This is a genomic window from Amycolatopsis rubida, from assembly GCF_900115345.1.
GTDB lineage: Bacteria > Actinomycetota > Actinomycetes > Mycobacteriales > Pseudonocardiaceae > Amycolatopsis > Amycolatopsis rubida.
Window position 1 is genome coordinate 645219 of record NZ_FOWC01000001.1, and the last position, 13113, is coordinate 658331.

Here is a 13113-nt window from a genome sequence, read left to right on the forward strand (position 1 = left end):
AAGGAGTGCCTGCCGCGACCGGACGCAGGCACTCCTTGTCAAAACCGCTCAGCCGCGGACGAGCGTCGTGCCCGTCGCCGACAGCGCGACGTTCACCGGGTAGTAGTAGCTGTTGACGGTGTCGCCGCCGGAAACCACGCCCTGCGCCTGGTTTCCGCTGATGAACGAACCGCCGGAGTCGCCGTGGTCGGACCGGGCGTTGGTGAGCACCATGCCGGTCACAGTGCCTTCCTGGTAGCGCACGGTCTGGTTCTTGGCGCGGATCGTGCCGCAGGTCCAGCCGGTGGTGGAACCGGACTTGCACACCGAAGCGCCGACGGCGGCCTCGGTGGAACCGGCGACGCGGGTGCCGTTGTTGATCTGGCCGACCGGGGTCCAGTTGCTGTTGACCCGTGCGGCCGCGTAGTCCGCGCCGGGGAAGCGGTAGGTGGTGAACTGGCCCATCGCGACCCGGTTGTAGCCAGACAGCGCGCCGCCGCCGGTGAGCGCGGCGCAGTGGCCTGCCGTCAGGAAGCCGCCGTTCACCGAGAATCCGACAGAGCAGCGAGACGAACTGCCGATGTAGTACGCGTCCCCGCCGAGCACGTTGTAGTGCGCCTTGGGCACCGCCGAGGTTTCCGTCACGGTCACCGCCGCACTGTCCACACCGGACTGGCGGACGAACTGCTCGGCCGCACCGCGCTGTCCCTTGAGGACAGTCAGGCTGATCCGGTTGCTCGCGGTGTCGATGCCCCAGCCGGTGACCGGCTTCGGCGCGGCCTTCTCGTGGGCGTTGAGCGCCTGCACGGTCGAGTCGAGCTGCCGGGCGCTGAACTGGACGACGTGGGCCTCGGCGCCAGCCGCACGTACCTGGTCGACGAGCGCCGCGTCGGTCACCGAGACCACAGCTTTGCCGGTCGAGGCGTTGAAGCTCGTGCCGCTGAAGCGTTCGCCGAGAGACTTCTCCAATGCCGCGCCGACCTTGTTCGCGGCCTCCTCGTTCGCGAGCCGGGTGAGTGCCTGGCTGTGGGTGAGGCCTAGGTCGCGCTGCATCGCCGGGACCAGGTCGGGGTTGAGCGGAGCGGCGCCGGCGGCCGGGACGCCGGCGAAGATCGCCGTCACCGCCGCGGCAGCGGTTGCGGCGCCGAGGAATCTGATGGCTTTCATGCTTCTCCCTCGCGTTCGGTTCCCCCGGCCTCGAAGGGTGCGGCGGTGGTCCAATCCACTGCAATAGGGGGGCGCGAGAATAGGTAGCGGAGCAATCCTTAAGTAGGGACTTGTCCGACTACCGAGCGTTGACCGCGACAGCGGACGTCCGTGGGTTGTTCCGCTGAACCGGCGAACTCCACGAGGTTTCGCACTCTTTGTGACCGCACGCCGGGTTTTCTTCTGCCATGTGGTGACCATGCGGAGGCAGACGTGTGAGGAGCGTGCTTACGCTCCCGCCGGGACTCGGTTTACCCGGCTCCGCACACTGCTTAAGCTTCGGGCGAAACGGACAAGATGCTCGCTGGGGAGGTCGTGATGTGGCCGGCCGTTCCGACGTTGGTATCCGTGCGTCCGCGTCCGGCGGCTTTCGCCGGCCGGGACCGCGAACTCGCCGCCGTCGCTGAAGTTCTCGGCCACCGGCCCGCCGCGGTACTGGTCGAGGGCGCGCCGGGAATGGGCAAAACCCGGCTGCTCGCCGAACTCGCCGCGCACCCGGAGTTTTCCCGGATCCGCGTGCTGCGCGGCGCGTGCCCGCGACTGGCCGAGCCCTTTCCCTACGGGCCGATGCTGGAAGCGTTGCGCTCCGCCGGGGACCGGCTCGGACCGCTGAGCCCGGTTGCCGGTGCGCTGAAACCACTTCTGCCGGAGCTGGCCGACGTCCTGCCGCCCGCGCCGGAACCGCTGCCGGACACCAGTGCCGGGCGGCATCGCGTGTTCCGCGCGTTCCGGGAACTGCTGATCGCCTGCGGTCCGACCGTCCTGCTCATCGACGATCTGCACCGCGCCGACCCGGGAACCGGTGACCTGCTGCGTTTTCTCGCCGTCGACTGGCCGCCGGAGCTGGGCATGGTCGCCACCTGCCACACTGGCGACTCGCGCGTTCGCATCGCGCCTGAGGTACCCAGCGCGCAGGTGACGCTCGGGCCATTGGACGCCGCGGCGGTCACCGCGATGGCTTGCGACCTCCTCGGGGCACCCCGGATCACCGCCGAGTTCGCCGCGAAGCTGCACGAGTACACCGCGGGGATTCCTTTTGTCGCTGAGGAAACTCTCCGTGCGTTGCGAGGCGTTGAACTGACCGAGTCGGCGTTGGATCGCCTGGAAGTCCCTGCCGCGCTTCAGGAATCGGTGTCCAGGCAGCTGTCCGCGCTGCCGAAGACCGCAGTCCAGTTCGCCAAAGCCGCCGCCGTGCTTGACCTGCCCGCTGAGCTGTCTGTCCTGAATGAACTGACCGGGTTGGCCGAAGACGAGGTCGTCTTGCCGGACGGCCTGGTGGACGAGGTCGACGACAATCGCTACGGCTTCAGGCATCCGTTCGCACGCAAGGCCGTGTATGCTGGTCTCAGCGCGTCCGAGCGAAAATTGTTGCACACCAAGGCAATGCACCTTCCTGGCCAATCGCTGTCATTGCTCGCCGAGCATGCGCACGCCGCCGGACGCGTCGAGGAATGGCGGTACTACGCGGAAGAAGCGGCCGACGAAGCGATCGCGCACGGCGATACCGCACGTGCGATCGACTTGCTGCAGGCGATCGTCGCGAATGCCGACGAGGACGCGGTCGGCCGGTTGACGAAGAAGCTCAGTGATGTCTCGCTGCGTGTCTTCCGCCCGGATGTCCACCTGACGCTGGAGAAGCTGCTCGAAGACCGCCCGCTGCCGCCAGCCGTGCACGAGACGATCCGGCTCGCGCTGGGCATGCTGCTGGTCCGCGTCGCCGGACGGCTGGAGCAGGGTCGCGCGGCGGTGGAACGCGCCGTCGCCGAATTGGCGGATCGGCCGGAACTGGCCGCGCGCGGGATCAACCTGCTCGCGCTGCCGTTCGACGGACTCACCCCGCTGTCCTGGCACGAACAGTGGATGCGCCGCGCCCGGGAAGTCCACTCCGGACTGACCGACCCCGAACTGCGGCTCGCGCTCACCGGCGACCGGATCGCGACCGCCGCGCACATCGGCGACGGTTCGGCGTGGGCGGAATTCCAGGCGATGCCGGACACCGCGCCGAGCGTCGCCGAGCGCGTCCAGCTGGCCCGGTTGTGGTGCAATCTCGCCGACGCGCAGTCGTGGTCCGGCCACCTCGGCCGAACCGAAAAGCTGGTCGCCGAGGGCCTGCGGCGGGCTTCCGAAGCCGGCGCGCTGTACCCGAAAGGCCTGATCGAAGGCACCGAGGTGCGGCTCGCCTGGTTCCGCGGCAAATGGGACGGCCTGACCGAAGCGACCGAAGACGTCCGTACCCGGCACCCGGCGCTGGGCGCGATCGTCATGGAAACGTCGCTGGTGCTGGGCGGGCTGGCCGCGGTACGCGGCGAGTTCGCGGCAGCACGAAGACACTTGGCCAACGCCTCGGCACACCGTCCGGGCGAAGGCCCTATCCCCGTTGTGTTGTGCGCGGCTTCGGTGTTGATCGGCGTGCACCTGTCGACTGACGACGTCGCCGCAGCCTGCGAAGCCGCTGATGTAGCTGTCGACGCCGCGCGCCGGAAAGGCGTGTGGGTCTGGGCGGCGTCGCTCGTCCCAGCCGCCGCGGAGGCGTACACACGCGCAGACCGTTGGCACGACGCCGACGCATTCGTCGAAGAATTCGCGCGCGGCATCGAAGACCGCGACGCGCCTCTCGCCACCGCAGCCCTGCACGCTGGCCGCGCCGTCCTGACAAACGCCCGCGCGAAACACCTAGCGGCCGCGACGCTCTTCGACACCGCAGCCGACGCGTACGCAGAGCTGCCGATGCCGTACCTCGCCGCCGGTATGCGTGAACGCGCGGCACGCTGTCGACTCGATGCAGGCCAAGACGCTGCGACAGCTGCCCTCAGCCAGGCCGCAGCTGCGTATGCGCAACTAGGTGCCACGCGCGACGCTGGGCGCTGTCATCACGTGCTTCGCGAACACGGTGCTTGGGCACCGTCACAGCGCGGCCGTCGTGGGTACGGTCGCGAACTGTCGCCGCGAGAGCGCGAAGTCGCAGAGATGCTCGCGAAAGGTCGGACAAACCGTCAGATTGCCGACGGTCTGTTCCTGTCCCCACGCACAGTGGAGCAGCACGTGGCGAAGGTGCTTCGCAAGCTAGACGCGCGAAGCCGCACGGACGTCGCGAGGAAACTGCCGTCACCTGAAGCTGCGCAATAATCGCCACCTAGCCCTACCGTGTTCAGGTGGCTGACGAATCAGTGCCTGCCTGGCGGCGGGCGACCAAAGGCGAGACCAGGTGGCCCGCAGCGGCCGTCGTCATCGGGACGCTCGCCCTGCAACTCGCCTTGCCCGACGAGATGGTGCTGCACCCGTGGTGGCTGCTGCCCTCGCTGACCGCGGTGCTGATCGTCGCACTGCTGTTGCTGAATCCGGGACGGCTCACCGAGTTCAACATCGTCGAGCGCATGGTCGCGTTGACCGCGCTCGCTGTCGTCAGCGTGCTCAACGGCGCGTCCGCGGTACAGCTGGTGATCGGAATCGCGCAGGGCGCGCAACGCGGGCACGCGGTGCAGGTGCTGATCAGCGGCGTGGTCGTCTATTGGACCAACATCGTCGTCTTCTCGCTCTGGTACTGGGAGTTCGACCGCGGCGGCCCCGCCCGGCGCGCGGCGGGCCGGGCGGACTTCCCCGACCTGCAATTCCCGCAGATGAGCGATCCGTCGATGGCCAAGGCCGAATGGGAACCGCGGTACCTGGACTACCTCTACACCTCGTTCACCAACGCCACCGCGTTCAGCCCGACCGACGTCATGCCGCTGCGGATCTGGGCGAAGATGACCATGATGGTCCAGGCCGGGATCTCGCTGCTGCTCGCGCTGATGGTGTTCGCCTGGGCGGTCAACGGCCTTCAGGGCTGAACCCCGCTGGCCTCGCCCGCGTCCGCCCGGTATATCTCCGGCCATTGGAGCTTCCCGACCCGCCGTGCTACGCGGTGACCTTCTCATCCCGGCGCACCGATGGCGACCGCAGCGACGCCGCCTGTATGGCGAGCTTGCCGCGACACAGCCGGGCTACCTCGGCATGAACTCCGCCCGCGACGAATCCGGACTCGGCATCACCGCGTCGTACTGGCCGGACGAGGAATCCATCGCCGGATGCCACACCAATCTCCGTGCGGGCACCCTGAGGGAATCAGATTCCTTCAGGGTGCCCTTCACGACCTTCTACTGACGGGTCATGGTGAAGCTCTGGCCGTCCGAGCCGATCGAGCCGGGGGTCCAGGTCGCGCTGCCGCCGTCGTCCGCGTTGAGGCCCTGGGGGCTGGTGTCGGCGAGGTTCTTGCCGTCGAACTTGACCCCGTCGAACTTCACACCGCCGTTGATCGCCGGGTACGAATCCGACGGCGATTCGATGATCGCCTCAGCCGACGAGTGCTTCGCGTTGAGCGACTGCGTGGTCGTCTTCGTCCAGCCTTGAGTGTCGTTCTTCAGGTCGAGTTTGTAGCTGTTGTTGCTGCGCGTGACCGTCGCGGTGATGTGGTCGCCCGCCTTCACCGGTGCCTCGCTCGCCGAGTAGTAAACCGGTGCGGCCGGGTACATTTCGTACCACGCCTGGTATTGCGGGCTGCCGCTGGAGCAATCGGTCGCGACGCCGGTCTGCTCCACAGAGGACGATCCGTCGCCGTCGATGCCCACCCACGGCGCGAACAGGTCGTTGCTGGAATTGCAGGTCGCCGACGGTTCGGTCCAGCCCGCGGTCGCGGTCGTGAAGCTGCCGAAACTGACGTAGCCGCCCCAGTTTCCGCCGGAGTAGTGGTTCCCGTGGAAGTGCTTGCCGAACGTGACGGGCCCGGCTCCCGCGCCGGCCACGAGGGTCGCGGCCGCGAACGCGCCGACCGCCAGCAATCCGAGGGGACGACGGAAAGATCGTGAACTCATGGGCATCCAATCTGGTCACGGGAGTGCCTGCACGTACCAGTGTTGAATTTCGCCCGCCCGAGTTGGTAGCTACTTTCGAAGGGTATTCACATCTCGGGAAATCTTCACCAAATGTCCCGATTCTCCTTTGTGTACACGAAAGTCCGTGCCCGCCCGCCGGGGGAGGCAGCGGGCAGGCACGGACTCCTTCCGAAATGGACTACCGCGCCGTACGGGCGTGCGCGGCGTCCACGAACTGGGTGGTGTACGTCTTGGACAAATCGATCTTGTCCTTTTTCGGCTTCACGTTGCTGGAAGACGCGCCCAGCACCTGCAGCACGTTCTGCGCGCCGGACGGGTCCATCCGGCCGTCCTTGGTGAACATCGGCAGACTGTCCTTGAGGGACTTGATGTACAACGCCTTGTCCCCGCCCGCGAACGACGGCGGCATCAGATCGGCCACCTGCTCCGCGGTGTGCGTGGAAAGCCACTTCAGCGAATTCACATACGCGTTGGCGAGTTTCTGCACGACGTCCGGATAGCGCTTCACGATTTCGCAGCTCATGTACAGCGAGCTCGCCGGATACAGCCCGCCCAACGCCGCACGCGTGCCTTCCGGCGTGCGCATGTCGTAGAGCACCTTGGCCTGTCCGGTGTTGGTCAGCTGCGCGATGGTCGGGTCGGTCGTCATGCCCGCGTCGATCGAACCTTGTTGCAGGGCGGAGATGAACGTCTGGCCGGCCCCGACCTTCACCGGCGTGTAGTCCTTGCTGCCGACGCCGCCGCGGCTGGCGAGCGCCTTGGTGAGGAAGTCGGTCGACGACCCCAGCGACGTCACGCCGAGGTTCTTCCCGCGGAAGTCCGCGCCGGACTTGATGTGCCCGGCCTTCGGGGTCGCGACCATCTCCGCTTCGCCCGGCACATTCGCGAACTGCACCACGCTGGTGATGCATTGATCCTTGGCCTGCAAGTCGATCGTGTGGTCGTAGAACCCGACCACGCCCTGCACTTCACCGGCCAGCAGTGAGGTTTCCGCGTTGGCCCCGGACGGCTGGTCGAACAGTTCGACGTCCAGCCCCTGCTTCTCGTACTCGCCAAGTTGCTTCGCGAGCTGCCCGGGCAGGTAGATCACTTTGGACAGTCCGCCGACCATGATCTTGATGTGCGGCCGTCCGCCGTTGCCGAGGTCGATCTCCCGGGAATCCCGGCAGGCGCTGACCCCGGCCACGGTCACCAGCGCGGCCGCCGCGACCGCGAGTGTCCTCTTCAGCCGCATGTCAGATGTCCCGCCGTCCGTCGTCGGCCGACATCTGCGGACGCCAGCGCAGCAGTTTGCGCTCGGCCGAACCGATCAGCCATTCCGCGAACAGCGCCACGACCATGATCACGAGCATCCCGGCGTAAACCCCGGCGGTGTCGAACGTGCCCTGTGCGTTGGCGATCAGGAAGCCCATGCCCGCCTTGGCACCGGTGTACTCGCCAACGACCGCACCGATCAGCGCGAAGCCGAACGCGACGTGCAGCGACGACAGAATCCACGACGTCGCGCTGGGAAGGACAATCGACTGCAGCACCTGCCACCGCGTCGCACCGAGGATGCGCGCGTTGTCGATCAGGTTGCGATCCACCTCGCGGGCACCGGTGAAAGCGTTGAAGAAAACCGCGAAGAACACGAGCACGAACACCGTCGCGACCTTCGAGGACAGCCCGAGACCGAACCAGATCACGAACAGCGCGGCGAGCACGATCCGCGGCATTGCGTTGGCTGCCTTGATGAACGGAGCCAGCACCTCGGCGAGATACGCGCTGCGGCCGAGAATGACCCCGCAGATCACGCCCGCGACCGCACCGAGCACGAACCCGATCACGGCCTCCTCGACGGTCACCAGGATCTGGTACCAAATGGTCCCGAAGTCGGTACCGGTGGTGAACCATTCGGTGAGCCGTTCCCAGATCTTCGACGGCATCGAGTAGAAGAACGGGTCGATCCAGAACCGGCCCGCGAGCTCCCACAACCCAAGCCAGGCAACGAGAATCGCCAGCCGCAGCAGCCAGACGTTGCGCTTGTGCCGTCCGGCGGAGCGCTTCGCGCGGGAGAGAATGTCCTGTTCGGTTTCGAAGACCGGCGTCGGCGCGGTCTGAGTCTCAAGCGACACCGGTCGCTCCCTTCTGGCGGGCCTTGTCGACCTCGCCGCGCAGCGATTCCCAGATGTCGGAGTAGAGCTTGCGGAATTCCTCGGTCAGCCGCAGGTCTTCCACCTTGCGCGGCCGCTCCAGCGGAATCTCGAAGACGTCCTTGACCGTCGCCGGGCTCGTGGTCAGCACGACCACCTTGTCCGCCAACGCGATCGCCTCGTCGAGGTCGTGCGTCACGAAGATCACCGCGGCACCGGTGCCGGACCACAGCCGGAGCAACTCGTCCTGCATCAGCGCGCGAGTCTGGACGTCGAGCGCGGAGAACGGCTCGTCCATCAGCAGGATTTTCGGCTCGGTGACCAGGGTCTGCGCCAACGCGACGCGCTTGCGCATCCCGCCGGAAAGCTGGTGCGGATAGTACTTCTCGAACCCGGCCAGTCCGACCCGGCCGACCCAGTCGGCCGCCTTCTTCCGGGCGTCCTCTTTGGACGCACCGCGGAATCGCGGCCCGGACGCGACGTTGTCCAGCACCGAACGCCACGGCATCACCGCGTCGGTCTGGAACATGTAGCCGACGCCGTCCGGGATCGACTTGACGTCGGAGCCGTGCACGACGACCCGGCCCGCCGACGGCGGCTGCAACCCGGAGACCAGGGACAATGTGGTGGATTTGCCGCACCCGGTCGGCCCGACCACGGCGACGAACTCCCCCGGTTCGACGGTCATGGTCAGCTCGCGGACAGCGGTGTGGACAGAACCTGATCCGCTCGGGAACCTTTTGGTGGCGCCGATCAGTTCGATGAGTGGGGCCATCGAGGTGACTCCTTCGTCACGGTGGGGACTCGCTCGAGGCAGGTTAAGAGCGGGTTTCGCAGCGGAGAAGCTTGTCGACGTTCTGCGTGCGCTCTGCGCGTTCTCCACGTTTTGCTCGTTTAGCGCACAGCGCTGAGCTGGGGGTATGTTCCCTGACATGCCGAAGTGGGCGCTCTTTCCGCGGATGCGGTTCACCCGTCAGGTGCTGCTGTTGCAGATCGGCGTGGTGGTCCTCGTCGTGGGCCTCGGCGTCGCGCTGGTCAGCTCGCTCCTGCGCACGACGCTGACCGAACAGTACGGCGAACGAGCCTTGGCGATCGCGAAATCAGTAGCCACGGAGCCCGTGGTGATCGCCGGTGCGACCTCCCGGAAACCCAACGCGGACCTCCAGCAGCGAGTCGAAGCGGAGACGCAGACCGACGACGCGCTGTTGTTCGTGGTCATCACCGACGATCGCGGCATCCGGCTGGCCCACCCCACACTGTCCGAGGTCGGCAAGCGAGTGAGCACGCCATGGGAGGAAGTGATCGCGGGCAACGACGTGGTGAGCGAGTTCAACGCGGGCACCTTGGGACCGTCGGTGCGCAGCAAAACCCCGATCAAGCAGGGCTCGCGAGTCGTCGGCGAGGTGAGCGTCGGCTACCGCATCGGCGAGCTGACCGGCGACTTCAACCGGCTGTTCGTTCTGACGATGGTCTTCGGCGGAGGAGCACTGCTGCTCGGCGCGGGTGCGTCCGCCCTGCTCAACCGCCGATTGCGCCGTGTAACCCACGGCCTGGAACCGCACGAACTGACCGAACTGCTCTACGAGCACGAAGCCGTCCTGCACGGCATCGGCGAAGGCGTCCTGGCAGTAGACGCGGAACACCGGGTCACCGTCGGCAATGACGAAGCCGAACGCCTTCTCGGCACCCCGCTCCCCGTCGGCGCACCGCTGGAGGAACTGGACCTGTCCCCGCGAGTGCACAAAGCCGTCGCCGAAGGACGTCCCGTGGACAACCTACTGGCGGTAGCCGGAAACCGGGTCCTGGTGATCAATTCCCGCGCCGTGCAACGAGATGAACGCGCACTGGGCACCGTCCTGACCTTCCGCGACCGCACCGACCTCGACACCCTCACCCGCGAACTCGACGGCATCCGCTCCCTGTCCGACGGCCTCCGCGCGCAACGACACGAGTTCGCGAACCGCTTGCACACACTGTCCGGTCTGTTGCAGCTGGGCCATCACGCCGAAGCCGAGGAATACCTGCAAACCCTCACCGAAACCACTGCCTCGCACGCGGAACCGCTCGATGATCGGGTCACCGATCCGTACCTGCAAGCCTTGCTGGTCGCGAAAACCGAGCAGGCGCAAGAGAAAGGCATGGAACTGCGACTGGCCGACGACGCCTGGGTCCCCGCGTCGGTGACCGACCCGATCGCCGCGGGCACCGTAATCGGCAACCTGGTCGACAACGCCCTGCACGCCGCCCGCATGGGCCCGCGCCGCCCCGCGTGGGTCGAAGTCGGCCTGCTCGCCGATGACTCCGCTTTGCACGTGTCCGTTGTGGACAGCGGACCGGGAATCGACGCGGCGTTGCGGGAGAGCCTTTTCGACGAGGGAGTGTCCACAAAGCTCAGTCCCGGACACGGCCTCGGACTGGCGTTGGCCCGCCAAGCCGCCCGGGCCCGCGACGGCGACGTGTGGCTCGCCGACCCCGGCGGCGCGACGACCGGCGCGTTGTTCGTCGCCAAACTTCCCGGCCTGCTGGACCGACCCGAGGAGACCGACGCATGATCCGCACCCTGATCGTGGACGACGACTTCCGCGTCGCCGGCGTGCACGCGGGATTCGTGTCGGAGGTACCGGGCTTCACCGTCGCCGGGGTCGCACACACCGCCGCCGAAGCCCGCGCCCGCGTGCGCGAACTGGCCCCGGACCTGGTGCTGCTGGACGTCTACCTGCCCGACGAGCCCGGTCTTTCCGTCCTGCCCGACCTGAAGACGGACACCATCGTGCTGTCCGCGGCCACCGACGCCGCGTCGATCTCCGCCGCGATCCGCGCGGGGGCGTTGAACTACCTGATCAAACCGTTCACGACGCGGCAGTTGTCGGAACGGCTCACGTCCTACACTCGGTACCGCGGCCTGGTCACGACCGAACGTCCACTGTCTCAGGACGACGTGGACCGAGCCTTCCGCGCCCTCCACGACCAAGATCGCGCGGCGACGCCGAAGGGCCAGTCAAGCGCGACGGCGCGCCTGGTGTCGGAGCGGCTGCGCGGTTCGCCGACCCCGCTCTCGGCCGCCGAAGTGGCCAGAGAACTCGGCATGGCCCGTGCCACCGCGCAGCGTTATCTCACCGCGCTGGCGGAGTCGGGAGCAGTGGAGATGCGGCTTCGCTACGGCGCGACCGGGCGACCGGAACACGAGTACGGCTGGATCGGCTGAAGCTGTCGTGAGTTTTTTGCGCCGGTTCTAACCGGCATAAACACTCACGAGCCCCCGCGGTCAGCGCCCGCCAGCCATCCGCTGCGCCGTGTCGAGCCACGGCTTCCAGTCGAGGAACTGGTCGATGCCCGCCCGCGCCGGGGTCTTGCTCGGCGTCGGCGTCTCGAGGTCCGCGCGCGGATCGGCCTGCTCCGAGGACTCCGGAACCGCCGTCGCGCGCGGCGTGGTCGGGCGGACCGGATTGTGCCGCCGCACCGGAGTCTGCTGCGAGGGCACCGGGACGTACACAGTGACCGGCGGAGCGGTCTGCGTCACCGGCGGCGTGATCGCCGACGGGACGGGGATCTGCTGCTCCGCGATCGGAACGCGCTGCTCGGCCTGCACGAGGGCGTCGTCCGCGGGCTGTCCGGGCAGCGCACCGGTGAAGAACCCTCCGGCGAGCCAGCCGAGTCCGACCAGGACCACAGCCACCCCGGCGCCGACCCACGCCCGGGCCCGCCGCCGCGACGCGACCGCGCGCGGGCGTTCCTCGGCGGGCGCGCACCCGGCGATCACCGGGATCTGCTGGGTCGATTCGCAGCTCGTCTCCGGCCCGGCTTCTCCCGGCAGCCGGGGCCCGCGCGGCAGGCTCGCGGCGATGATGCCGGTGCGGTCGACCAGTTCCCCGGAGGCGCGGTCAGCGGGCGCGGCCAATCGGCGCTCGGCAAGGCGCAGCATCGAGGGCTACCTCCGGGGTGCGGACACACGAGTGGACTGGCAGCATTCTGCGACATTCCCGAGGGGTTCGGCGAAAATGCAACTCCATCGGGTGATCAAGAATGCGGACAGTCGCGCCGCGTTATCCGTTCCGCTCGACGCGTTTGAGTCCCTGGCGCGCCAAAACCGCGAGCGGACGCTGGTATGCCGAACCGAGGACGCGCGGGATCGCGTCGATCACGTAGGCGTCCGGTCCGATGAGGATCCGTGCGGACCGCCTGCGCACGCCGCGCAGGATCGTCTCGGCCGCTCTCTTCGGTGTGGTAAGAGCGATTTTGTCGAACCCGGCCGCCGCTTTGGCTTGGTCGCCGCCGGTTCCGCCGCGCGCGTTGCGAGCGATGTTGGTCTTGATCCCGCCCGGGTGCACGCAGCTGACGCCGACCGGATGCCGCGCCGCGAGCATTTCTTCGCGCAGCGACTCGGTGAATCCGCGAACGGCGAACTTCGCCGCGTTGTAGGCACTCTGCGTAGGCACTCCGACGAATCCGAACACGCTGGAGATATTCACGACGTAGCCGTCACCGGAGTCGATGAGGTGCGGCAGGAATGCCTTCGTGCCGTTCACGACGCCGCCGAGGTTGACGCCGAGCAGCCAGTCGAAATCCTCGAACGTCATGTCCTCGACGGTCGCGCCGAGCGCCACCCCGGCGTTGTTGACGACGAGGTTGACCCGGCCGTGCTCGTGGACGACGTCTTCGGCGTGAGCGAAAACCGCGGTCCGGTCGGCCACGTCGAGGGAATGCCCCCGCACCTCGGCCCCACGCTCGCGGGCTTCGCGCACGGTGCCGTCGAGACCTTCGGCATCGACATCGGACAGTTCGAGGAGCGCGCCGTGCAACGCCAGCTCAAGCGCCAGCGCCCGGCCGATGCCCGAGCCCGCTCCGGTGATCACTGCGACTTTGTTCGAGAAGTCCTTCATCGTCTCCCCACCCTGGTCTCACCGCGTTCTCTGATACTAGTGACGAGG

12 protein-coding genes are annotated in these 13113 nt (G+C 67.6%); 5 read left to right on the forward strand and 7 right to left on the reverse strand.

Annotated elements, in window-relative coordinates; genetic code table 11:
• Positions 1 to 48 precede the first annotated feature (48 nt).
• Entirely contained in the window at positions 49 to 1146 is a 1098-nt protein-coding gene (locus tag BM362_RS03225) for a S1 family peptidase (RefSeq protein ID WP_093572161.1), read from the reverse strand.
• A gap of 387 nt (positions 1147 to 1533) precedes the next feature.
• Between BM362_RS03225 and BM362_RS03230 the strand changes: the two genes are divergently transcribed.
• The 3 genes from BM362_RS03230 to BM362_RS48680 all read left to right on the forward strand — a co-directional run bounded on the left by BM362_RS03230 (position 1534) and on the right by BM362_RS48680 (position 5325).
• The gene (locus BM362_RS03230; RefSeq protein WP_342029779.1) at positions 1534 to 4311 is read left to right on the forward strand and encodes an ATP-binding protein; all 2778 of its coding nucleotides are present in this window, start codon (positions 1534 to 1536) and stop codon (positions 4309 to 4311) included.
• A 26-nt stretch (positions 4312 to 4337) separates the two neighbouring features.
• Positions 4338 to 5012, forward strand: a complete 675-nt coding sequence (locus tag BM362_RS03235; RefSeq protein WP_093572163.1) for a DUF1345 domain-containing protein — start codon at positions 4338 to 4340, stop codon at positions 5010 to 5012.
• Between the two features lie 163 nt (positions 5013 to 5175).
• A complete protein-coding gene (locus BM362_RS48680; RefSeq protein WP_244287032.1) occupies positions 5176 to 5325 on the forward strand; it encodes a hypothetical protein in 150 nt (49 codons plus the stop codon).
• Here the strand turns inward: BM362_RS48680 and BM362_RS03245 are convergent.
• The 4 genes from BM362_RS03245 to BM362_RS03260 all read right to left on the reverse strand — a co-directional run bounded on the left by BM362_RS03245 (position 5319) and on the right by BM362_RS03260 (position 8960).
• Positions 5319 to 6032 carry a G1 family glutamic endopeptidase gene (locus BM362_RS03245; protein ID WP_067583717.1) on the reverse strand — a complete coding sequence of 238 codons (714 nt, stop codon included), beginning with the start codon at positions 6030 to 6032 and terminating at the stop codon, positions 5319 to 5321. The genes BM362_RS48680 and BM362_RS03245 overlap by 7 nt on opposite strands.
• Before the next feature lie 199 nt (positions 6033 to 6231).
• Entirely contained in the window at positions 6232 to 7287 is a 1056-nt protein-coding gene (locus BM362_RS03250; RefSeq protein ID WP_093572164.1) for an ABC transporter substrate-binding protein, read from the reverse strand.
• Between the two features lies 1 nt (position 7288).
• Positions 7289 to 8167 (reverse strand): ABC transporter permease, encoded by an 879-nt coding sequence (locus tag BM362_RS03255; protein ID WP_067583713.1) that lies wholly within the window; start codon positions 8165 to 8167, stop codon positions 7289 to 7291.
• Positions 8157 to 8960, reverse strand: a complete 804-nt coding sequence (locus tag BM362_RS03260; RefSeq protein WP_067583710.1) for an ABC transporter ATP-binding protein — start codon at positions 8958 to 8960, stop codon at positions 8157 to 8159. The genes BM362_RS03255 and BM362_RS03260 overlap by 11 nt, the downstream gene beginning before the upstream one ends.
• 184 nt (positions 8961 to 9144) lie before the next feature.
• On the opposite strand from BM362_RS03260, the gene BM362_RS03265 reads away from it, so the two are divergent.
• Complete coding sequence (locus BM362_RS03265) at positions 9145 to 10737, forward strand: sensor histidine kinase (protein ID WP_093572716.1); 1593 nt, start codon at positions 9145 to 9147, stop codon at positions 10735 to 10737.
• Positions 10734 to 11390: a response regulator gene (locus BM362_RS03270; protein WP_067583707.1), complete on the forward strand. Its 657-nt coding sequence runs from the start codon at positions 10734 to 10736 to the stop codon at positions 11388 to 11390. The genes BM362_RS03265 and BM362_RS03270 overlap by 4 nt, the downstream gene beginning before the upstream one ends.
• A gap of 60 nt (positions 11391 to 11450) precedes the next feature.
• Here the strand turns inward: BM362_RS03270 and BM362_RS03275 are convergent, their stop codons facing one another.
• Both BM362_RS03275 and BM362_RS03280 read right to left on the reverse strand, forming a co-directional pair.
• Positions 11451 to 12107 (reverse strand): hypothetical protein, encoded by a 657-nt coding sequence (locus tag BM362_RS03275; protein ID WP_093572165.1) that lies wholly within the window; start codon positions 12105 to 12107, stop codon positions 11451 to 11453.
• A 121-nt stretch (positions 12108 to 12228) separates the two neighbouring features.
• Positions 12229 to 13065 carry an SDR family NAD(P)-dependent oxidoreductase gene (locus BM362_RS03280; protein ID WP_093572166.1) on the reverse strand — a complete coding sequence of 279 codons (837 nt, stop codon included), beginning with the start codon at positions 13063 to 13065 and terminating at the stop codon, positions 12229 to 12231.
• Positions 13066 to 13113 lie beyond the last annotated feature (48 nt).

Coding starts and splice junctions, on each gene's coding strand:
- BM362_RS03225 (WP_093572161.1), bottom strand. CDS start 1,146: ATGAAAGCCATCAGATTCCTCGGCGCCGCAACCGCTGCCGCGGCGGTG.
- BM362_RS48680 (WP_244287032.1), top strand. CDS start 5,176: ATGAACTCCGCCCGCGACGAATCCGGACTCGGCATCACCGCGTCGTAC.
- BM362_RS03245 (WP_067583717.1), bottom strand. CDS start 6,032: ATGAGTTCACGATCTTTCCGTCGTCCCCTCGGATTGCTGGCGGTCGGC.
- BM362_RS03250 (WP_093572164.1), bottom strand. CDS start 7,287: ATGCGGCTGAAGAGGACACTCGCGGTCGCGGCGGCCGCGCTGGTGACC.
- BM362_RS03260 (WP_067583710.1), bottom strand. CDS start 8,960: ATGGCCCCACTCATCGAACTGATCGGCGCCACCAAAAGGTTCCCGAGC.
- BM362_RS03265 (WP_093572716.1), top strand. CDS start 9,145: ATGCGGTTCACCCGTCAGGTGCTGCTGTTGCAGATCGGCGTGGTGGTC.
- BM362_RS03270 (WP_067583707.1), top strand. CDS start 10,734: ATGATCCGCACCCTGATCGTGGACGACGACTTCCGCGTCGCCGGCGTG.
- BM362_RS03275 (WP_093572165.1), bottom strand. CDS start 12,107: ATGCTGCGCCTTGCCGAGCGCCGATTGGCCGCGCCCGCTGACCGCGCC.
- BM362_RS03280 (WP_093572166.1), bottom strand. CDS start 13,065: ATGAAGGACTTCTCGAACAAAGTCGCAGTGATCACCGGAGCGGGCTCG.